We start from the raw sequence: 20,594 nt of genomic DNA, 5'->3' as shown, positions 1-20,594 counted from the left end.
CATGTCCCGCCAGCCCGCCTTCGCACGTTCGCGAACATCCGCCCGCCTTTGGTCCGGCCTGCCGCGCGCCGCGGCGCTGGCGGCGCTCACCCTGCTGGCCGGTTGCGCCAGCCTGCCGCCGCAATCGGACGACGCCTCCCTGCAACGCGAGGCGATGGCCGGCACCCACGCACCGGTGCCGGCACCGCTGCCGCTCAACAACGGCCAGACCACCACCACCGCCAACGCCGGTGCGCTGCCGCAGGTCAGCCGCGGCAGCGGCCAGTTCGTGCACGCCACCGGGCTGGCCACGCCGCGCCCGTCGGCGGCCGGCGCCAACGGCGTCACCTTCAACTTCGAGAACCAGCCCGTGCAGGCGGTGGTGAAGGCGATCCTGGGCGACCTGCTGAAGAAGAACTACACCATCGTGCCCGGTGTGCAGGGCAACATCTCCTTCTCCACCGCCGAGCCGGTGGACGCGAGCCAGGCGCTGCCGATCCTGGAGACGCTGCTGTCGTGGACGAACAACGCGCTGGTCGAGCGCAACGGCAGCTACGTGGTGCTGCCGGCGAAGGAAGCGGTGGGCGGCAACCTGGTGCCCAGCCTCGGCGCGGCGGCACCGGCCGGCGGCCTGCAGGCGCGGCTGTTCCCGCTGCACTACATCGCCGCCAGCGAGATGCAGAAGCTGATCAAGCCGTTCGCACGACCGGACGCGGTGCTGCTGGTCGACCCCGCCCGCAACGTGATCGTGATGTCCGGCACGCCGGAGGAGCTGGCCAACTACCAGCGCACCGTGCAGACCTTCGACGTGGACTGGCTGCGCGGCATGTCGGTGGGCGTGTTCAACCTGCAGCACGCCGACGTGGAGCAGCTGATGCCCAAGCTGGACGAGATGTTCGGCTCCAAGGGCGACACGCCGCTCGCCGGCATGCTGCGCTTCATCCCGATCAAGCGCACCAATGCGCTGGTGGTGATCAGCACGCAGCCGAACTACGTGGACGAAGTGGGCAACTGGATCGCGCGCATCGACCAGGGCGGCGGCAACCAGCCGCAGCTCTACGTGTACGACGTGCGCAACATCAAGGCTTCCGACCTCGCGAAGTACCTGGCGCAGATCTACGCCAGCGGCGGCAGCGGCGGCGGCTCCGGCGGCGAAGTCGGGCCCGGACTCACCTCCGGCACGCTGGGCGGCGCCGACAACGCGCGCGGCGCGGCCAGCGGCATGGGCAGCACGGCGGGCAGCTTCGGCAGCAGCAACACTGCAGGCGGCGGCCTGGGCGGCATCGGCAACGGCATCGGTGGCCTCGGCAACAGCGGCAACCGGCCGGGTGGCCTGTCCGGCGGCGCGCTGTCGTCCACCGGTTACGGCAACCCCAATGCGGCCAGCCAGGACCAGCAGTACGTTTCGCAGGATGGCAGCATCCGCATCGGTTCGGTGGACGCCAACAACCAGCTGCTAGTGCGTGCGCGGCCTTCGCAGTGGGCCGAGATCGAGGCGGCGATCAAGCGGCTGGACACGATCCCGCTGCAGGTGCAGATCGAAACGCGCATCCTCGAGGTGCGCCTCACCGGACAGTTCCAGTTCGGCGTGCAATGGTACCTGCAGGGCCTCACCGGCAGCACCACCAGCACGGACAGCAACGGCAACACCGTGATCACCCCGGGGCAACCCTACCGCCATCGCCAGGTAGCGCTGGGCGGCGGCGGCAATGCGTTCGGCGGCGAGCCGCTGTTCTATTCCTTCATCAACAGCAAGATGCAGGTGGCGGTGCGCGCGATGGAGGACAGCGGCAACACCAAGACCCTGTCCGCACCTTCGCTGGTGGTGATGAACAACCAGCCGGCCAGCATCCAGGTGGGCAACCAGGTGCCGGTGAACCAGAGCTACATCACGCCGGGCCTCGGCACCGGCACCACCACCATCGGCACGCTGGGCCAGGTGCAGTACCTCAACACCGGCGTGATCCTCAAGGTGGTGCCGCGCGTGAACCCGGGCGGCCTCGTCTACCTCGACGTCAGCCAGGAAGTGAGCAATCCCACCACCAAGGATGCCAACGGCAACTACACCATCTCCGACCGCAGCATGCAGACCCAGGTGGCGGTGCAGAGCGGCCAGACCGTGCTGCTGGGCGGCCTGATCCAGCAGAACGAGGGCATCGACGACAACGGCGTGCCTGGCCTCAACCGCATCCCGATCCTCGGCCGCCTGTTCGGCACCACCAGCCGCAACCGCGACCGCACGGAACTGATCGTGCTGATCACCCCGCGCGTGATCCGCAACAGCGAAGAAGCGCGCCAGATCACCGACGACTACCAGAAGGGTTTCGAATCGCTGAAGCCGCTGCGGGCCGAGCGGCAGGCGGGCGTGGCGCCGGAGGTTGCGCCGCCCGCTAGCACCGCCGCCCCCGCGGCAGTACCCGCCGCGGCCACCACCATGCCGCTGGCCAGCCCGGCCGAGCAGCTGCAGCAGCAGGCCGAGGCCGCGCTGGGCAAGGGCGATTATCACGACGCGCAGGATCTGGCGATGAAGTCCTGGCGCGCCGGCACGCACAAGGGTGGGCTGTGCGCGCGCAACTGGCAGGTGGTGGCCCAGGTGCGCGACAGGACCGGCGATCCGGCCGGCGCGCGCACCGCGCGCGAGTGGGTGAAGCAGTGTGGCGCCAGCCCGTGATGCAAGCCTTGCCGTGCGGGGCGGGGCGCTATCATCGCCGCGATGAGTTCCGCCGCTCCGACCTTTCCGATCACCCCGCTGCTGCCCGACATCCGTGCGTCGCTCGCCGCGACGCCGCGGCTGGTGCTGGAGGCGCCGCCCGGCGCGGGCAAGACCACCCAGGTGCCGCTGGCCCTGCTTGAGGCGCCGTGGCTGGGCGGCGGCAAGATCGTGCTGCTGGAGCCGCGCCGGATCGCCGCACGCGCCGCCGCGCAGTTCATGGCACGGCAGCTGGGCGAGGACGTGGGGCAGACGGTGGGCTACCGCATCCGCTTCGAATCAAAGGTGGGGGCGGGCACGCGCATCGAGGTGGTCACCGAGGGCATCCTCACCCGGCTGATCCAGGACGATCCCGAGCTGGCCGGCATCGGTGCGATCCTGTTCGACGAATTCCACGAGCGTCATCTCGCCGGTGATCTCGGTGCCGCGCTGGCGCTGGACGTGCAGGCCACGCTGCGGTCCGACCTGCGCCTGGTGGTGATGTCCGCCACGCTGGACGGCGAGCGCATCGCGCGCTGGCTGGATGCGCCGCGGATCACCAGTCCGGGCCGCAGCTTCCCGGTGCGTATCGAGCATCCGCCGGCCCGCACGCAGGAGAGCGTGGAGCACCATCTGACCCGCGTGGCGAGGCAGGCGCTGGCCGAGAACGACGGCGACGTGCTGGCGTTCCTGCCGGGGCGGCGCGAGATCGCGCGGGCGCAGGCGATTCTCGAAGAGACCCTCTCTCCGCGGGAGAGGCGAGGGCGTCTCGAAGTCGTGCCGCTGCACGGCGAACTGTCGCTGGCCGAACAGCAGTGGGCGCTGGCGCCCGCCGAACCCGGCACGCGGCGCATTGTGCTGGCGACCAATGTGGCCGAATCCAGCGTCACCCTGCCGGGCATCCGCGCGGTGATCGACGCGGGCCTTGCACGCGAGCCGCGCTTCGATCCGAATTCCGGCTTCACGCGCCTGGAAACCGTGGCCATTTCGCAGGCCTCGGCCGACCAGCGCGCGGGTCGTGCGGGGCGCGTGGCGGCGGGCACGGCGTATCGCCTGTGGCCGCAGAGCAAACGGCTCGAGCCGGCGCGCACGGCGGAGATCGCGCAGGCGGAACTCTCCGGCCTCGCGCTGGAGCTCGCGGCATGGGGCAGCGACACCTTGCCGTGGCTGGACGCACCCCCGCCCGGCGCGCTGGCGCAGGCGCGCACGTTGCTGACGGACCTCGGCGCGCTCGACGCCGACGGCCGCATCGGCGCGCTGGGCCGGCGCATGCTGGCGCTGGGAGCCACGCCGCGCTTGGGCGCCGCCGCGTTGCGCGCGCCGGAAAACCTGCTGCCGCTGGTGGCCGACCTGCTGGCATTGATGGAGGCACGTCCGCCGCTGCGTGGCGAGCAGGCGCGCAGCGACGACTTCCGCATGCGCGTGGCCGCGCTGCACGCCTGGCGCGATCGCCGCGGCCACGGCGCCGATGCCGGCGCGCTGGCGGCGATCGAGCAGGCCGCGAAAGGCTGGCGCCGCCGGCTGGACGTGCGCAGCGCTGCCAGCGGCACGCCGGACAGCCATGCCGTGGGTGACCTGCTGCTGCACGCCTTCCCCGACCGCATCGCACGCCGCGACGAGGCCAATCCCCTGCGCTACACGCTGGCCAACGGCCGCGGTGCGCGCCTGCACGACAACACCGCGCTGCTCGGCGAGCCGTGGCTGGTGGCGCTCGACCTGCGCCTCGAGGCGCGCGACAGCCTGATCCTCGCCGCGGCGCCGTTCGACCCGCGCGTGCTGGAGCGCGCCTACCCGCAACGCTTCGTGCGCGAACGCGCGCTGCGCTGGAACGATGCGCGCGACGCCGTGGAAGCGTTCGAGGAATACCGTTACGCCGCGATCGTGCTGGAGCGCCGCAGCGTGCCGGTGCAGCCGGAGGATGCGCTGCCCGCGCTGCTGGCGGCGGTCCGCAGCAAGGGGCTGGATGCGCTGCCGTGGAGCGAGCACGCGCGCCGCCTGCGCCTGCGCCTGCAGGCGTTGCGCGGCTGGATGCCGGAGCTGGGCCTGCCCGACGTCTCCGACGCACACCTGCTCGCCACGCTGGAGGACTGGCTGGCGCCCTACCTCAGCGGCAAGCGCCGGCTCGACGCGCTGGGCGCGGAGGAACTCTCGCAGGCGCTGTCGGCCACGCTCGACCACGCGCAGCGCCAGGCGCTGGATGTGCAGGCGCCCGATGCGCTCACGGTGCCCAGCGGCCAGACGCGCCGGCTGGACTACGCGCCGGACGTGCCGCCGGTGCTGGCGGTGAAGCTGCAGGAACTGTTCGGCCTCGCCGATACGCCGCGCGTGGGCGGCGGTCGCGTGCCGGTGACCTTGCATCTGCTGTCGCCCGCGGGGCGGCCGATCCAGGTCACCCAGGATCTGCGCGGCTTCTGGGAGCGCACGTACCCCGAGGTGAAGAAGGAGCTGAAGGGACGCTATCCGAGGCACCCATGGCCCGACGACCCGTGGACCGCCACGGCTACCCACCGGGCCAAGCCGCGCGGCACCTGATCCGGCATGCGCCCGGTGCGGCGACTTGCTGCAGGGTCGCCTACACCTCGGCCTTGAACGTGCGGCCCAGCGCCGGTCCCGCGCCGTAATAATGGCGGAACACGTAGAGCAGCGGCCGGTAGCGGCGCGGGTCGATGTGCGAGGTGCCAGGCACCACGATGTCGGCATGCGCGTGCACCCGGCACACCTCCAGCTCCAGCGTGACGTAGCCGTCGGCATTGCCGCGCCAGGCCTCCAGCGGGCGCTCGATCGCATCGAGCACGCGCGCTTCCAGTTGCAGCGGTGCCTCGGCAATGCGCGGTGCGCCCACCAGCGCGGAAGGCAGTGCGTGCCAGCCGGCGAGGGCGAACTTGTCCGCCGCGTGGCGATAGCCGCGCTTCCACGCCGGTACGGGATCGGCGCCGCTGGTGGGTGCGAGTCGCTCCACCGCTTCGTGCATTGCCTCGCTGGCCAGGTTGAGCACGCACTCGCGCTCGCGCAGCAGGTTGGCAAGGCCCTGACCGCCGCCGGCGAGGCCGATCGTCACGCGGTCGGCGAGCGCCCAGGCCGACGACATCGGCGTGATGTTGGCCGAGCCATCCGGATTGCGCGTGGTGACCAGCAGCACGGGCGTGCCGAAGTACAGGATCGAGGGGTGGATCTGCAGCGTGTCGGGAGCGTGATAAATGTCCATGCCGGCAGTGTCGGCGGACGCTGCGGCGGATGTTTCGCCGCGTGGCGAAACCAGCGCGCAGGGCGGGCACTACACTGCGCGCATGAACCGCGCCGACATGCCCAACCGCTACCAGCTGGCCGAGTTCGGCGCCCTGCTGGCGGAACCCGCGCGCGCGGCGATGCTTTTGGCATTGCTGGACGGCAGCGCCCGCCCCGCCGGCGAGCTGGCGCGCGTCGCCGGCGTCGGTGCGGCTACCGCCAGTGCGCATCTGAAGCGCCTGCTGGACGGTGGCCTGCTGGCCGTGCGGGAGCAGGGCCGCCACCGCTACTACCGGCTGGCCGACGACGACGTGGCGGCGTGGCTGGAGGCGATGGCATTGCCGCGCGCACCGAAAGTGCCGCGGCCGCAAGGCAGCGATCCGGCGTTGTGCCGCGCCCGCACCTGCTACCGGCACCTGGCCGGCGAGCTCGGCGTGGCGATGTGTGCGGCGTGGCTGGATCGCGGCTGGCTGCGGACGGCCGGCGACGGCTTGCGGCTGCAGCCACCCGCGATCGAGGCGCTGGTGGACGCGGGCTGGCAGGCACAGCCCGCCGAACGCCTGCTGCGTCTGCGCGGCCGCGGCTGCCTCGACTGGACCGAGCGCCGCCTGCACGTGGGTGGCCCGCTGGGCGTGGCGCTCACCGACGCGATGCTGGATGCCGGCTGGTTGCGCCGCGTCAGCCGCAGCCGCGCGCTGCTGCCCAGCCCCGACGGCCTGCGCCGCCTGGCACAGCTGGGCGTGCGGCTGGACGCGTAGCGGCGCGCGGGCGGGGCGCTTCGCGCCCGCGCGCCGCTGCGCCGGTTTCAGCGCTGCGCCGGCTTGCGCTTGAACAGCTTGCGGAACGCGGCGGCCACTGCGGCCACGCCCAGGATGATGAATTTCTTCAGCGCCAGCAGGATCACGCCGAGCTTGGCGAACAGGCCGGCCTTGGCCGCGATGCCGCCGGCGACCAGCGCGGCGATGCCGTAGGCGGCGAGCTTGTCGGTCCTGGGGTTGTAGTCGGCGTAGCGCTGGCCGGCGTCGAAATCGGTCATCGCCAGCACGGCCGGCATGTCGGCGCGCACCTTGGCAAGTTCGCCGATCGGGGCCACCGCGTCGAGCGAGAGGTAACCCTGCCGGCCGAGCACGCGGATCGCGTAGTTCAGCGTGCGCCCGCCCATGCTGCCGTCGGGTCGCTTGAACTCGATGTCGCGCGCCCAGTAGAGCTTGTGGCTGGCGGCGTCGTAGTGCGGCGGCTCGGCCCAGCCCAGCAGTTCGACCGCGGGATACCCCTGCTTGACGCGCTCGGCGTTGCGCGCCTGCGTAGCCTTCTGCATGTTCCTGAGCAGCTCGTCATAGTCGATCCTGCTCGCGTCCTCGTCGGACACGTAGCCGTCGTCGACATAGGTGACCACCACGGCCCAGGCATGGCCGTCCATTACGGTGGCGGGATCGGTGGAAGGCAGGATCATGCCCAGCACCTTGTCGTCCGGCGGGTTGCCCCACAGCTTGGTGAGCACGCGCTGGGCGTCGGCGGCCTGCAGGAAGCCGTAGCCGGGTTTCAGCTGCAGCGTGGCCTGGGCGCCGGGAACGGCGACGTCGCCGGACAGCGGGTGCAGGTTGTCGACCAAGGCCCTGGCACGGTCGGCGGCGGATGCGGCCGGGGCGTCGGCGGCGCCGGCCGGCGCGGGGCAGGCGAAAGCCGCCAGCAGCGCCAGCGCCGGCAGCAGCAATTTGCATTTCATGCGGTGTTCTCCCCAGTGTCGTCCATGGATGCGCGGCCAGCCGGCGGCGCCGCGGCGCTCCCCCTCGGTGCGTCGCAAAGGCTTTTTACAGGGCGGAGTGCGGCGACGCCAGCGTGGGTTCAGTGCCCGGGTTTCGCGGCCGGCGACCGCTCGAAGCTGCCGGCGTAGCCGGGGAACACCACCGGGCTTTCGTAGCCGTCGGCGGAAACCGACGACACGCCGAAGAACCAGTCGTCGATCACCACGTCCTGCAGCACGGCGTGGCCCACGTCGCCCACCGCGCGCGCGTGCTGCCATTGCGGCGCCGTGGTGTCGCGCCAGTGCACGCGGTAGCCCGCCGCGCCCGGCACCGTGCGCCAGTCCAGCGTGGTGTCGGTGGCCAGCGCGCCGTGGACGTCCACGCCGGTGGGCGGCGCTGGCGCGCGGCTCAGCGCGGCCATGGTGATCGCGTCGAGCGCGGTCACCCGGGCGAGGTAGCGGAAGTCGATGCCGTCGATGGTGTCGCCGTAGCGCACGCCGTCCTGCGTGCGCAGGTCCTGGTGCTGGCGCGTGTAGTCCTCGTGCGCCTCGGTGACGCGCACTGCCGGGTAGCCGGCTTCGAGGAACGGCACCTGGTCGCCGCCGCGGGCGTAGCGGTCGGTGCGGTAGACCATGCGCACGCGGAAGTCGGGCATGTACTGGTCGGCAAGCGCCGCCATGGTGCGGGCGAGGTTGCGCGAGGGGGAGTCCACCTCGCCGCCGTGGTAGCGGCGGTAGGCCGCCTGCGCGGGTGTCTCGTTGCTCTTGGTGCCTTCGGAGAACACCCGCACCACGGTGTTGTCGATGACGCCGTTCTGGCCGCGGCTGTTGCCCACGATGTCGTTGTTGAGCTCGGCCTCCACCTGCCAGCCGTGCGCCACTGCGTAGTCGGCGAGCACCTTGCCGCCGTACAGGCCCTGCTCCTCGCCCGACAAGGCGGCGAACACCAGGGTGGCGCGGTTGTCCTGTTTCGACAGCAGCCGCGCCGCCTCGATCAGCGCGGCCACGCCGGAGGCGTCGTCATTGGCGCCCGGTGCGTCGCTGCTGGCGTTCATCACGTCGCTGACGCGCGAGTCCAGATGGCCGGTGATCACGATCACGCGCTGCGGATCGGTGCTGCCGCGCTTGATCGCCACCACATCCATCACCTCCGTCGGCTGCGGGATGCGCTTGCCGCTGAACACCTGCGAGGGTGTGACGATCTCGAGACAGCCGCCGCAATCGCGCGAGATCGCCTCGAAGCGCGTCTTCACCCAGCGCCGCGCGGCGCCGATGCCTCGTGTGTCGGACCTGGTGTCGGACAGCGTGTGGCGGGTGCCGAAGCCCACCAGCGCGGTGATGGTGGCGCGCAGCTCCGTCTCGCTCGGGGCGGTGGCCAGCGCATGCAGCGCGGGTTGTTCGCGGGGCATCGCCGGTAGCCCGGCAGCCATGGCGGGCAAGGCAGTGCCCAGGGCAAGCCAGCACCATGCGGACGGGATTCGAGGCATCGTGATGGTTCCCCGTGCAGAAGGTGGGTCGCGCCTCGCGTTCGGCGGGGCGCTCGCCGGCGGTTCGGCGTGACGGCGGGCACGGTATCGCAATTGCGTGCCGGCTGCCGCAGGCGCGTGTGCCGGAAGGATCGGATTGGCCTGGCGATGCAGTGCGGCCATCGGGGCCGATCGGCGCAGCTTTATTTCGCGCGGCTGGATCTTGCGGATATTCCGGATGCGCAATTTGTTTCGACATGACTGGATATAGGCGGCGGCCCTGCGTTTGCGTGGCACGGGGTGTCGTCGTGGGCGTGGCAGCGACTTTTTTTACAGGCCTTTCCCAGGATCCATGGCGGTTCGCACCGATGCGACAGAAGCGGCGAAAACGCCCGATTTCGCGGATGGCAAATCCGCATGAATCGAATGTAAACATTCAATGTGCCGTCGGTTCGATTTCGCCGTTCCTGATATTGACGGGTGCAAATTCGAATGCGTAGGTTGCGCGGGTTCGCGATGGGGAGCATCGGCGAATGGTTCCGGATGACGCTTGCGGGGGCGGGCGTCGTCGCGTGGTGCCCAAGGCCGTCCGTGCGAGGGAGCAAGCGGGGACGACGGCCGCGACGGGCGCCCCGGAATCGTCCGGCAAGCAGAAAGTGGTGCCGCACGCGAGTGCGCTGATCCTGTTGCCGCGGGCCCGTGCTGCCGCGCCGGATCCGCTCGCCTCGAATTTCTCTGGGGAGTGTCTGCAGATGTCCAGTCCCATCCGTATCGAGCGCGCGTTGCCGCGCATGCCTGCCGCCTGATGAGAGACGCGGCGGGCCGGAGTGCACGCCGTTTTCATCCCGGGCTTGCACGGCGGCCGGTCAGGCCTGGGGTGTCCAACATGGGACGTGCGGTCCATGCCCAGGCATGCGGGTGCATGCGGGCACCATCACACCATCACTCGGAGGAGTGCACATGAAGCACATCGCATCGAAGGCTGTTGCGGCATCCGTTCTGCTCGCGCTGGCTGGAGGGGCGGCCATGGCCCAGTCCGGCAATGGCGCATCGCCGGAGTTCAACCCCTACGCACCCGCCAACGGGCACAGCTATCGTCATGGCGCGATACCCACGCTCCCGGTGCAGGAGCTGATGCACCGCTACGCCGCCTCGCAACATCGCAAGGGCAGCTCCAACACGCTGAGCTACGGCGGCGGCACCAGCGGAGTGGGCGTGATGGACAGCCACGTGAAGGTGTACATCGTCTACTACGGCAGCCAGTGGGGCACGCAGACCCTCAACGGCAACGGCGACGACGTGTTCTCCAACGACGCCTACGGCGCCGCGGCGGTGGCGGAGGAGATGTTCAAGGGCATCGGCACCGGCGGCGAGCTGTGGTCGGCCGACCTGACCCAGTGGTGCGACGGCCCGAACGTGGCCAGGGGCGCCACCAGTTGCCCGTCGAACGCGAGCTTCGTGCCCTACCAGAGCGGCGGCGTGTACGCGGGCTCGTGGTACGACAACTCCCCCGCGCCCAGCGCGCCGACCGCGACCGACCTGGCGAACGAGGCGATCAAGGCGGCGGCGCACTTCGGCAACACCGCGCAGGGTTCGAACCGCTACACCTACTACATCGTCATGTCGCCGCACGGCTCCGATCCGGACAACTACCAGAGCCCGACCCAGGGCTACTGCGCGTGGCACGACTACACCACCTCGTCGTACGGCGACATCGCCTACAGCAACCAGCCCTACAACATGGACCTCGGCACGAGCTGCGGCGTCAATTTCGTGAATTCGGGTTCGGCCGGTTACCTGGACGGCTGGACGATGACGCTGGGCCACGAATGGCACGAGATGATGTCGGACACCTATCCGGCAGGCGGCTGGACCAATCCCCGCACCGGCCAGGAGAACTCCGACGAGTGCGCGTGGATTCCGGCGGGGCAGCCGGGCGGCGCGGCGAACGTGGCGATGGGCACGGGCACCTTCACCGAGCAGGCGAGCTGGTCGAACGACACCAACTCCTGCGCGATCTCGCATCCGATCCTGTGATGCCGCCAGGCCGTGCATGAGGCGCAGGCCTCGCGCACGGATGGATCCATCGGGCCCGGCCGGCGACGGCCGGGCCTTTTCGCGTCCGCACTGGCGAAAGCAGTGGCGCTCCGGCGGTTTCGCGGCCGGGTCGCGGCCAGGCCACACCGGATCGTGCAGGGCCTCCGCCCGCATCGCCGCTGTCCTTCCCGAGGCGATGCGAGCGCCACATGCGTGCATTGCCGTCCCTGGAGCAGGCGAACCCGCCCGGCGACAGGCGGTCGGGACAAGGCCCGAGGCGAAAGCTGCGACGGCGCGCACGTTTTGCCGGCGCCGGCGCGATGGCGATCGAAATTCGAAGGTAGGGCTTTTGCGCCGGCATCCGTTCTTGAGCATGTGGTGGCGTTGCGAGATGCCGGAGCGAGGGAGCAAGGGGAGCGGCGTTTCGAAAGACCCCAGGCGCCACGGACAGTCGGTGGGGGGAGGTGTTGCGCCATGGCGCAGCAGGGTGGGACGTGGAGGCGCGCGAAGGCGCGGTCTCGGCATGTCCAAACAACTTTCAAGAGGGTTTTCCATGAAACACCTAATGTTGAAGGCCGTCGCGGCGTCCGTGGTCCTCGGACTCGCGGCGGGTCCGGCGCTGGCCGGCCACACGACGCAGCCGGCGGTCAATCCCTATTCGCCCGCCTACGGGCACAGCTATCGCCATGGCGTGATACCCACGCTTGCCGTGCACCAGAAGATGAAGCAGTACCGCAACACGCACGCGACCACCGCGACCACGGCGACCAGCTCGAACACGCTGACCTACAACGGCGGCGTCGACGGCGTGGGCGTGATGGACGGCCACGTGAAGGTGTACATCGTCTACTACGGCAGCCAGTGGGGCACGCGCACCACGAACAGCAAGGGCGACAGCGTGTTCTCGGGCGACGCCGACGGTGCCGCCGCGGTGGCCGAGGAGATGTTCAAGGGCATCGGCACCGGCAACGAACTGTGGTCGGCCGACCTGACCCAGTGGTGCGACGGCCCGAACGTGGCCAAGGGTGCCACCAGCTGCCCGTCGAACGCGAACTTCGTGCCGTACCAGAGCGGTGGCGTGCTGGCCGGCGTCTATTACGACAACTCGGCAGCGGCGCCCAGCGCCCCGACCCAGGCCGACCTGGCGAACGAGGCGATCAAGGCGGCGGCGCACTTCGGCAACACCGCGCAGGGCTCGAACCGCTACACCTACTACGTCATCATGTCGCCGCACGGTACCAACCCGGACAACTACCAGGGCCAGTACTGCGCGTGGCACGACTACACCACCTCGTCGTACGGCGACATCGCCTACAGCAACCAGCCCTACAACATGGACAGCGGTGCGGGTTGCGGCGTCAACTTCGTGAACTCGGGCAGCGCCGGCACGCTGGACGGCTGGACGATGACGCTGGGCCACGAGTGGCACGAGATGATGTCGGACACCTATCCGGCAGGCGGCTGGACCAACGCCAGCAGCGGCGAGGAGAACTCCGACGAGTGCGCGTGGATCGCGGCGGGGCAGCCGGGCGGTGCGGCAAACGTGGCGATGGGCACGGGCACCTTCACCGAGCAGGCCAGCTGGTCGAACGACACCAACTCCTGCGCGATCTCGCATGCGATCGTGAACGGCGGCGGTGGCGGCGGTGGTGGCGGCTCGCCGGTGGCCAACTTCACCGACACGGTGAACGGCCTGACGGTGAATTTCACCGATGCGTCCACCGACACCGGCGGCACGATCAGCTCGTACTCGTGGACCTTCGGCGACGGCAGCAGCTCGACCGCAGCCAACCCGAGCCACACCTACGCCGCGGCGGGTACCTACAACGTCACCGAGACGGTGACCGACAACACCGGTGCCACCAGCAGCAAGACCGCCTCCGTGACGGTCGCCAGCAGCGGTGGCGGTGGCGGCACCTTCAGCAACAACACCCAGCAGGCGATCAACGACAACGCCACCGTCACCAGCAGCATCAGCGTGACCGGCGAGCCGGGTGCGGCGCCCTCCAACCTCCAGGTGCACGTGAACATCACGCACAACTGGTCGGGCGATCTGGAGATCGTGCTGTATGCCCCGAACGGTGCCTACGCGATCCTGCAGTACCCGGACTACAACGACGACGGCAACATCAACAAGACCTGGACGGTGAACGCTTCGTCGGTGCAGGGCAACGGCACCTGGAAGCTGAAGGTGATCGACAGCGACCCGTGGTACAGCGGCGACTACGGCACGCTCAACAGCTGGAGCCTGACGTTCTGATCGGACGGCCGTGAAGGATCGTGCGCGCACGGAGGCGCGCTGCAGGGAGCATCAGGCCCGGCCGGCAACGGCCGGGCCTTTCTCGTTTGTCGGCGGCAGCCGCCGTGCGACCATGGGCGGATGACGACTGACACCCCACCACGCCTCGCGATCATCGGCGGCGGCCCGGCCGGCCTGATGGCCGCCGAGGCAGCCTGCGCCGCGGGCATCGCGGTCGACCTGTACGACGCAATGGGCTCGGTGGGGCGGAAATTCCTGCTCGCCGGCAAGGGCGGGCTCAACCTCACCCACGGCGAGCCGTTCGCACGCTTCGCGGGGCGTTACGGCACACGGCGCGAGGAAGTCGCGAACTGGCTGCGCGCGTTCGACGCCGAGGCGCTGCGCGCCTGGGCGCGCGGGCTGGGCGTGGAGACCTTCGTCGGCAGCTCGGGCCGCGTGTTTCCCGCCGACATGAAGGCCGCGCCGTTGCTGCGCCGCTGGCTGCACCGGTTGCGCGGTGCGGGCGTGGCCTTCCACATGCATCATCGCTGGCAGGGCTGGCGGGGCGACGGTGCCCTGCGTTTCGCCACGCCGGACGGCGAGCGCGCCGTCGCCGCCGATGCGACCGTGCTGGCATTGGGCGGCGCGAGCTGGCCGAAGCTGGGTTCCGACGGCGCGTGGGTGGCGCCGCTGCGCGCGGCTGGCGTCGACGTGGCGTCCTTGCAGAGCGCCAATTGCGGCTTCGAGATCGCCTGGAGCGAACATCTGCGCAGCCGTTTCGCCGGCGCGCCGCTGAAGGCGGTGACGGCGCACTGGGTCGATCGGCACGGCGTGGCGCAAGTGCGGCAGGGCGAGTGCGTGCTCAGCGAATACGGCATCGAAGGCAGCCTGGTCTATGCGATCGGCGCGGACCTGCGCGAGCGGATCGCCCGGGACGGCCAGGCACTGCTGCGACTCGACCTGGCGCCGGGCGTCACACAGGCGGTGCTGGCCGAACGCCTTGCCGCGCCGCGCGGCAGGCACAGCCTCGGCGACTGGCTGCGCCGCCGCGTGCATCTGGATGCCGCGAAATGCGCGCTGGTGTTCGAGGGAGTCGACAAGGCGGTGCTTGCCGATCCGTCCGCGCTCGCCGCGCGGATCAAGGCCTTGCCGCTGGCGCTCGGTGCGCCCCGCCCGCTGGCCGAGGCGATCAGCACCGCCGGTGGCGTGCGGCTGGAAGCGCTGGACGAACACCTGATGCTGCGCGCGCGGCCCGGCACGTTCTGCGCCGGCGAGATGCTGGACTGGGAGGCACCCACCGGCGGCTATCTGCTGACCGCGTGCTTTGCCAGCGGGTTGCTGGCGGGGCGCGGCGCGGCGCGTTGGCTGCGGCGCCAGTCGAGTTATTGAGCTTGCGCATGCGGCAGAGCAGGCTCGCCAGCCTGCAGGTGACCGCCTCGAATCCGTTGATTGCAACAAAGCGATTTCGTCCACCTGCCGGTGGCCGGGTGACTTTTCTCTTGCGTGGCCAAGAGAAAAGTAACCACAAGAGAAGGCCACCCCGGTTGGCGCTTGCCGTCCATCCGTGCCGCTGCGCGGCACGCTGGCCAAGCGTTGACGCGTGTGCCTTTCTCCCTCTCCCCTTTGGGGAGAGGGTCGGGGTGAGGGGCGGGTGCTCGCGGTCGCCTCGATTTCCTCTCTCCCGCCTGCAGGAGAGAGTGGTCGGGGGAGAGGGGCAGTTGCTCGTGCGTCTTCGCCGGCGACAAAGCGATTTCGGTCGCCTGCCGGCGCCCGAAACCGCTTTGTCGCTTGCGAAAGCAAAAGGGGAAACGCCACCTGTCCCAACAATAGAAAAGGGAAAAGGCTCAGCCGAGCGCCCGCACGCGAAAATTCCGCCCCTTGATGCGCCCCGCACGCAGCCGTTCCAGCGCCTTGTTCGCCAGGGCGCGACTGATCGCCACGTAGGCGCGGGTGGCGAACACGTCGATCTTGCCGATGTCCTGTGCCGCCAGCCCGGCGTCGCCGGTGAGTGCGCCGAGGACGTCGCCGGGGCGCAGCTTGTCCTGGCGGCCGGCGTCGATCACCAGGGTCTTCATTGGCGCCAGGTTGAGCTGCTTGCCGCGCGGAGGCGACACGCGCAACGGATGCCACGGCAGCGGCTGGCCGAGCTGCTGCTCGATGTTCTGCGCCTTGGGCCGCTCGCGCGGCGTGACCAGGGTGATGGCGAGGCCGTTCTCGCCCGCGCGCCCGGTGCGGCCCACGCGGTGCGTGTGCGTGTCCGGGTCGTGCGCAATGTCGTAGCTCACCACCAGCGGCAGCGCCGTGATGTCGAGGCCGCGTGCGGCCACGTCGGTGGCCACCAGCACGCAGCAGCTGCGGTTGGCGAACTGCACCAGCACTTCGTCACGGTCACGCTGTTCCATGTCGCCGTGCAGGGCGAGCGCGGAGAAGCCGCGGCGGTCGAGCTCCTGTGCGACGGCGTCCACATCCTTGCGCATGTTGCAGAACACCAGCGCGTGCTGCGCCTGCTCCGCGCTCAGCGTACCCTTGGCCAGCAGTTGCGCCAGTGCGTCCATCTTCTGTGCCGGCTCCACTTCGTGGAAGCGCTGCTCGATGGTGGTTTCCTCGTGCGGCGTTGTCACCGTCACTTCCACCGGCTCGCGCTGCAGGCGCCTGCTCACCTCGCGGATCGCCTCCGGGTAGGTGGCCGAGAACAGCAGCGTCTGATGGTGTTTGGCGATGCGCCCGACGATGTCGTTGATCGCCTCGCTGAAACCCATGTCCAGCATGCGGTCGGCCTCGTCCAGCACCAGCACCTGGATGCCGCCGCCGTGCAGGCTGCCGCGCTTGAGGTGCTCCTGCACGCGGCCGGGCGTGCCCACCACGATGTGCGGATCGTGCGCCAGCGAGGCCAGCTGCGGCCCCAGCGGCATGCCGCCGCACAGCGTCAGCAGCTTCACGTTGGAGATGTTCGCCGCCAGCTTGCGGATGGACTTGCTGACCTGGTCGGCCAGCTCGCGCGTGGGGCACAGCACCAGCGCCTGCAGGCGGATCGTTTCCGCCTGCAGGGCCTGCAGCAGGGCGAGCCCGAAGGCGGCGGTCTTGCCGCTGCCGGTCTGCGCCTGCGCGATCACGTCGCGGCCTTCCAGCATCGGCGGCAGGCTTCGTGCCTGCACCGGCGTCATCTCGGTATAGCCGAGGGTGTCGAGGCTGGCGAGCAGGGCGGGCTTGAGCGGCAGGGTGGCGAAGGCAGTCATGCGCCATGATCGCACGCCGTCGCCGCAGCGCGGTTCTATTCCAGCGCGGAATCGATGTGGATCTCGCCGCTCAGCACCTTGTGGATGGGACAGGCGTTGGCGATCTGCAGCAGGCGCGCGCGTTGTTCGTCGCTCAGTTCGCCGCGCAGGGCGATGCGGCGGCTGATCCGGTTGCTGCCGGGCGGCGGCGTGCCGTCCGGGTTGAAGTCCAGCGCCACGTCCACGCCTTCCAGCGGCCAGCCCTTGCGCTCGGCGTACATCTTCAACGTGATCGCGGTGCAGGCGCCCAGGCTGGAAAGCAGCAGGCGGTGCGGGTTGGGGCCGGTGTCGCCGCCGTGCAGCTCGGGCGGTTCGTCGCCCTGCCAGGTGTGGCCACGGTCGTCGGCGAGGCGCACGGCATAAGGCGTGGCGGCGATGCTGGCGGTGACGGCGGGTTTCGCATTCATGGGCGGTGCTCCGGATTTCGGTCGCTCCTGTGTAGCACGCTTGCCGGCGGCCCGCGCGACTTGCATCCACGCGCGCAGTCGCGGATCGTGTAGCGCCCAGGCTTTGCCGACGCACTCCCATGGACATCGTTTTCATCGAAGACCTGCGTATCGACGCCGTGATCGGCATCTACGACTGGGAACGCCGCGTGCGCCAGACGCTGTCGTTCGACATCGAGATGGCGTTCGACAACACGGTGCCCGCCGCCAGCGACGACATCGCGCACACGCTGAACTACAAGGACGTGTCGAAGCGGCTGATCGACTACGTGGGCGCCTCCAGCTTCGGCCTGGTGGAGACGCTCGCCGAACGCTGCGCCGCGATCATCCGCGAGGAATTCGGCGTGAGCTGGGTACGACTGACGCTGTCCAAGCCCGGTGCGGTGCGCGGCGCGAAGGCGGTGGGCGTGCGCATCGAACGTGGCGTGCGGGCCGGCTGATGGCCCGCGTCTACCTCAGCCTCGGCTCCAATCTCGAGCCGCATCGCTACCTGCGCGCAGCGCTGGACGAACTGCGCACGCATTTCGGTGCCATCGCGGTGTCGCCGGCCTACCGCAGCCGCTCCGTGGGCTTCGACGGCGCCGACTTCGTCAACCTCGCCGTAGGCTTGGACACGGAGCTCGAACCCGAGGCGCTGAACGACTGGCTGCACGCGCTGGAGGATCGCCACGGCCGCCGCCGTGACGTGCCGCGCTACTCCGACCGCACGCTGGACGTGGACGTCGTGCTGTACGGCGAGCAGGTGATCGACGGTCCCGGCCACCTGCAGATCCCGCGCAAGGAGCTGCAGCACGCCTTCGTGCTGAAGCCGCTTGCCGACATCGCGCCGCAGGTGCGCCATCCCGTCAGCGGTCGGACGATGGCCGAGCTGTGGGCGGCATTCCCGCAGGAGCGCGAGCCGCTCCTGGCCGAGCCGCTCTGACGGACGGAGCCGGTCGATGCGCCCTTGCACTGTCGCTGCGGCGCGCGCGGTGCTAGAACGGTGGCTCCAATCGCGTGCATGGAGGGAGGGGGCATGGCCGGAAAGTTCGCCCGCAGCTGGGCGTTGATGAAGGCGAGCGCAGGCGTGCTGCGCTCGGACAAGTCGCTGTTGCTGTTTCCGCTGCTGTCCGGCCTGTGCACCCTCGTGGTGGCGGCCAGTTTCCTGCTGCCGGTGGTCCTGGCGGCGGTCGGCCACCATGGTGTCGACCTCGACGGCCGCCGCTTCGCACCGGGCTACTACGTGGTGCTGTTCGCGTTCTATCTGGTGCAGTACTTCGTGATCGTGTTCTTCAACACCGCGCTGGCCGGCGTGGCGCTGCAGCGCCTGCGCGGCGAGCCGGCCGGGCTGGCCGACGGTTTCGCGCTGGCACGCTCGCGGCTGGGCAGCATCTTCGGCTATGCGCTGATCGCAGCCACCGTGGGCCTGTTCCTGCGAGCGCTGCAGGAACGGCTGGGCCTGGTCGGCCGCTTCGTGGTGGGCCTGCTCGGCCTGGCCTGGACGGTGGCCACCTTCCTGGTGGTGCCGGTGCTGGCCAGCGAGGACACCGGGCCGGTCGACGCGGTGAAGCGCAGCGCGGAGCTGCTCAAGCAGACCTGGGGCGAGAACGTGATCGGCAACGCGGGCCTGGGCGTGGTGTTCGCCCTGGTGTTCTTCCTTGCGGCCCTGCTGGCGGCGGTGCTGGTGTTCGGCGCGGTCGCCACGCAATCGATCGCCGTCATCGTGCCGGCGATCGTGCTGGTGGTGGTCGGCTTCACGCTGCTGGGCCTGGTGCAGTCCACCCTGCAGGGCATCTACGCCGCGGCGCTGTACCGCTACGCGGAAGCGGGCGAGGCGGGCGGTGGCTTCGACCAGGCGCTGCTGGAGTCGGCGTTCCGCCGCAAGGGCTGATTCACACCGACAGGCTGCGCCCGCCGTCGACGCGGACGATCTGGCCGGTCACGTAGGGCGCGTCGCGCAACAGCCACAGCACGGCGCCGGCCACGTCCTCGGGCGCGCCGGCGCGTGCCAGCGGCGTGCGCGCCAGCATCGCCTGCTGGTCCGCGTACGGCTTGCCGTCGCTCGGCCACAGCACGGCGCCGGGCGCCACGCCGTTGACGCGGATGTCCGGGGCGAGGTCGAGCGCGAGCGAGCGCGTCATCGCCGCCAGCGCTGCCTTCGCCATGCAGTAGATCGGATGGTCCGCGAGCGGGCGCTCGGCGTAGATGTCCACCAGGTTCACGATCGCGCCGCGTGCGGCGCGCAGCGCGGGCGTGGCCGCCTGGGCGAGGAAGAACGGCGCCTGCGCGTTCGAGGCGAACAGTTCGTTCCACTGTGCCACGGTGGCCGCGCCCACCGGCGTGGGATGGAAGGCCGAGGCGTTGTTGACCAGCGCGTCGAGCCGCTCGTAGCGGGCGAGCGTGGTGTCCACCAGCGCGGGCAGCGCATGCGGATCGGCGAGTTCGGCCTGCAGCACCAGGGTGCTGTCGGCGCGCGCGCGTTCCAGTTCGGCGGCCAGCGCCTCCGCTTCCGCCACCGAGCGGCGGCAGTGCAGCACGACGTCGTAACCGGCGGCATGCAGCGTCCGCGCGATCACCGCGCCTACGCGCTTGCCGGCGCCGGTGACCATAGCGACGGGGCGTTCACGGCGTGGCGGCATGCGGCGGCTCCTGCGCGGCGGCGGTTGTCTACAGCTTGCCGGATCGGCGCATCCGCGTCACCCGCGACAGCGCCTCAGGCCTTGTCCGGGGGCGTGCCGCGCCGGCGCGAGGCGGCCTTGCGCACCGCCCCGACGAGACGGCGTGCCGGCGATGCCGGCTCCGTCGGCGTGTCGCCGGTTTCGCGTTCGATGCCACCGTCGAACAGTTCGATCGCGGTGGCGGCCACCTGCCCGGTGTCGTAGTACGCGTAGGCGCCCACCCCCAGTGCGCCGATCACCGGCAGCCAGCGCGATGCGCCTTCGCCCAGCGCGCGGCGGCTGAGCTTCACGCCGAGCTGTTTCGCGATGCGCTCCACCACCGTCTGCGACATGCGGCGGAACAGCAGGCGGTCGCCCATGCGCACCACCAGGTCGCGGAAGGCCTGCGCCGCGGTGTGGCGGAACAGGCAGTACAGCATCTGCTCGCGGCCCAGTTCGGCGTGGCGGCCGTAGGCGGCAGCGATGTCGCTGACCATCTGCGCCTGCAGCTTCCAGATCGTCACCAGCTCGGGCAGCAGGGTGAGCCAGCCCAGCGGACCGGGCGGCAGCGCCAGCGTACCGGCGGTGAGTGCGGCGCGCTGCGCGGCGCGCGCGGCAATCTGGCGCGCCTGCGCCCGCGGATCGGCCGTGCCGTCCACCGTGCTGTCGGGGATGCGGCTGACGAAGTCGAGGATGGCCTGGGTGATCCGGCTTGCTTCCTCGTGCCCGCCGATCACCGCGGGTACTTGCCGGCTGCCGCCGGCGCGATCGGGGGCGGGCGGGCGTCGCTGGGTCATGGCGCACTCCGTGGGCGCAACTGGCGTGGCGCAAGGGAACCAGTCTAGGGCGTCGGCATGA

Annotated in this window: 16 protein-coding genes; 9 read left to right on the top strand and 7 right to left on the bottom strand. The window is 70.4% G+C overall.

The window, feature by feature from the left end; all coding sequences use genetic code 11:
• The first annotated feature begins 1 nt into the window (after position 1).
• A complete protein-coding gene (gene gspD / locus ACQGNW_RS02915; RefSeq protein ID WP_426661562.1) occupies positions 2–2,650 on the top strand; it encodes a type II secretion system secretin GspD in 2,649 nt (882 codons plus the stop codon).
• Between the two features lie 42 nt (positions 2,651–2,692).
• The gene (hrpB, locus tag ACQGNW_RS02910) at positions 2,693–5,200 is read left to right on the top strand and encodes an ATP-dependent helicase HrpB (protein ID WP_426661561.1); all 2,508 of its coding nucleotides are present in this window, start codon (positions 2,693–2,695) and stop codon (positions 5,198–5,200) included.
• 40 nt (positions 5,201–5,240) lie between these two features.
• Here the strand turns inward: hrpB and ACQGNW_RS02905 are convergent, their stop codons facing one another.
• Positions 5,241–5,873 carry a flavin reductase family protein gene (locus ACQGNW_RS02905; RefSeq protein ID WP_426661560.1) on the bottom strand — a complete coding sequence of 211 codons (633 nt, stop codon included), beginning with the start codon at positions 5,871–5,873 and terminating at the stop codon, positions 5,241–5,243.
• Between ACQGNW_RS02905 and ACQGNW_RS02900 the strand changes: the two genes are divergently transcribed.
• Positions 5,866–6,651: a helix-turn-helix domain-containing protein gene (locus ACQGNW_RS02900; RefSeq protein WP_426661559.1), complete on the top strand. Its 786-nt coding sequence runs from the start codon at positions 5,866–5,868 to the stop codon at positions 6,649–6,651. The two genes, ACQGNW_RS02905 and ACQGNW_RS02900, sit on opposite strands and share 8 nt — an antisense overlap.
• Before the next feature lie 47 nt (positions 6,652–6,698).
• On the opposite strand, the gene ACQGNW_RS02895 is transcribed toward ACQGNW_RS02900, so the two are convergent.
• The gene (locus ACQGNW_RS02895; RefSeq protein WP_426661558.1) at positions 6,699–7,619 is read right to left on the bottom strand and encodes a DUF2167 domain-containing protein; all 921 of its coding nucleotides are present in this window, start codon (positions 7,617–7,619) and stop codon (positions 6,699–6,701) included.
• 119 nt (positions 7,620–7,738) lie between these two features.
• Entirely contained in the window at positions 7,739–9,046 is a 1,308-nt protein-coding gene (locus tag ACQGNW_RS02890) for a M20/M25/M40 family metallo-hydrolase (protein WP_426661557.1), read from the bottom strand.
• Positions 9,047–10,063: 1,017 nt separating this feature from the next.
• Between ACQGNW_RS02890 and ACQGNW_RS02885 the strand changes: the two genes are divergently transcribed.
• From ACQGNW_RS02885 to ACQGNW_RS02875, 3 genes are all read left to right on the top strand, one after another.
• Positions 10,064–11,140 carry a hypothetical protein gene (locus ACQGNW_RS02885; RefSeq protein WP_426661556.1) on the top strand — a complete coding sequence of 359 codons (1,077 nt, stop codon included), beginning with the start codon at positions 10,064–10,066 and terminating at the stop codon, positions 11,138–11,140.
• Between the two features lie 565 nt (positions 11,141–11,705).
• Positions 11,706–13,400, top strand: a complete 1,695-nt coding sequence (locus tag ACQGNW_RS02880) for a proprotein convertase P-domain-containing protein (RefSeq protein ID WP_426661555.1) — start codon at positions 11,706–11,708, stop codon at positions 13,398–13,400.
• A 120-nt stretch (positions 13,401–13,520) separates the two neighbouring features.
• Positions 13,521–14,768 carry a TIGR03862 family flavoprotein gene (locus ACQGNW_RS02875; protein ID WP_426661554.1) on the top strand — a complete coding sequence of 416 codons (1,248 nt, stop codon included), beginning with the start codon at positions 13,521–13,523 and terminating at the stop codon, positions 14,766–14,768.
• Positions 14,769–15,223: 455 nt separating this feature from the next.
• Here the strand turns inward: ACQGNW_RS02875 and dbpA are convergent, their stop codons facing one another.
• Both dbpA and ACQGNW_RS02865 read right to left on the bottom strand, forming a co-directional pair.
• Positions 15,224–16,615, bottom strand: coding sequence for an ATP-dependent RNA helicase DbpA (dbpA, locus tag ACQGNW_RS02870; protein WP_426661552.1), 1,392 nt, complete (start codon positions 16,613–16,615; stop codon positions 15,224–15,226).
• Positions 16,616–16,650: 35 nt separating this feature from the next.
• The gene (locus tag ACQGNW_RS02865) at positions 16,651–17,061 is read right to left on the bottom strand and encodes an OsmC family protein (RefSeq protein WP_426661551.1); all 411 of its coding nucleotides are present in this window, start codon (positions 17,059–17,061) and stop codon (positions 16,651–16,653) included.
• 119 nt (positions 17,062–17,180) lie between these two features.
• Here ACQGNW_RS02865 and folB point away from each other — a divergent pair, with 119 nt between their 5' ends.
• From folB to ACQGNW_RS02850, 3 genes are all read left to right on the top strand, one after another.
• Positions 17,181–17,540 carry a dihydroneopterin aldolase gene (folB, locus tag ACQGNW_RS02860; protein WP_426661550.1) on the top strand — a complete coding sequence of 120 codons (360 nt, stop codon included), beginning with the start codon at positions 17,181–17,183 and terminating at the stop codon, positions 17,538–17,540.
• Positions 17,540–18,022: a 2-amino-4-hydroxy-6-hydroxymethyldihydropteridine diphosphokinase gene (gene folK, locus ACQGNW_RS02855; protein WP_426661549.1), complete on the top strand. Its 483-nt coding sequence runs from the start codon at positions 17,540–17,542 to the stop codon at positions 18,020–18,022. The genes folB and folK overlap by 1 nt, the downstream gene beginning before the upstream one ends.
• Before the next feature lie 93 nt (positions 18,023–18,115).
• Positions 18,116–18,970, top strand: coding sequence for a DUF6159 family protein (locus ACQGNW_RS02850; RefSeq protein ID WP_426661548.1), 855 nt, complete (start codon positions 18,116–18,118; stop codon positions 18,968–18,970).
• Between the two features lies 1 nt (position 18,971).
• Here ACQGNW_RS02850 and ACQGNW_RS02845 read toward each other — a convergent pair whose 3' ends face one another.
• Together ACQGNW_RS02845 and ACQGNW_RS02840 are read right to left on the bottom strand one after the other, a co-directional pair.
• Positions 18,972–19,718 (bottom strand): pteridine reductase, encoded by a 747-nt coding sequence (locus ACQGNW_RS02845; protein ID WP_426661546.1) that lies wholly within the window; start codon positions 19,716–19,718, stop codon positions 18,972–18,974.
• Between the two features lie 74 nt (positions 19,719–19,792).
• The gene (locus ACQGNW_RS02840) at positions 19,793–20,533 is read right to left on the bottom strand and encodes a hypothetical protein (protein ID WP_426661545.1); all 741 of its coding nucleotides are present in this window, start codon (positions 20,531–20,533) and stop codon (positions 19,793–19,795) included.
• Positions 20,534–20,594: the final 61 nt, after the last annotated feature.

Origin of the sequence: Rhodanobacter aciditrophus (assembly GCF_050026795.1) — a bacterium.
Classification (GTDB): domain Bacteria; phylum Pseudomonadota; class Gammaproteobacteria; order Xanthomonadales; family Rhodanobacteraceae; genus Rhodanobacter_A.
This window is presented reverse-complemented; position numbering and strand designations above follow the sequence as displayed.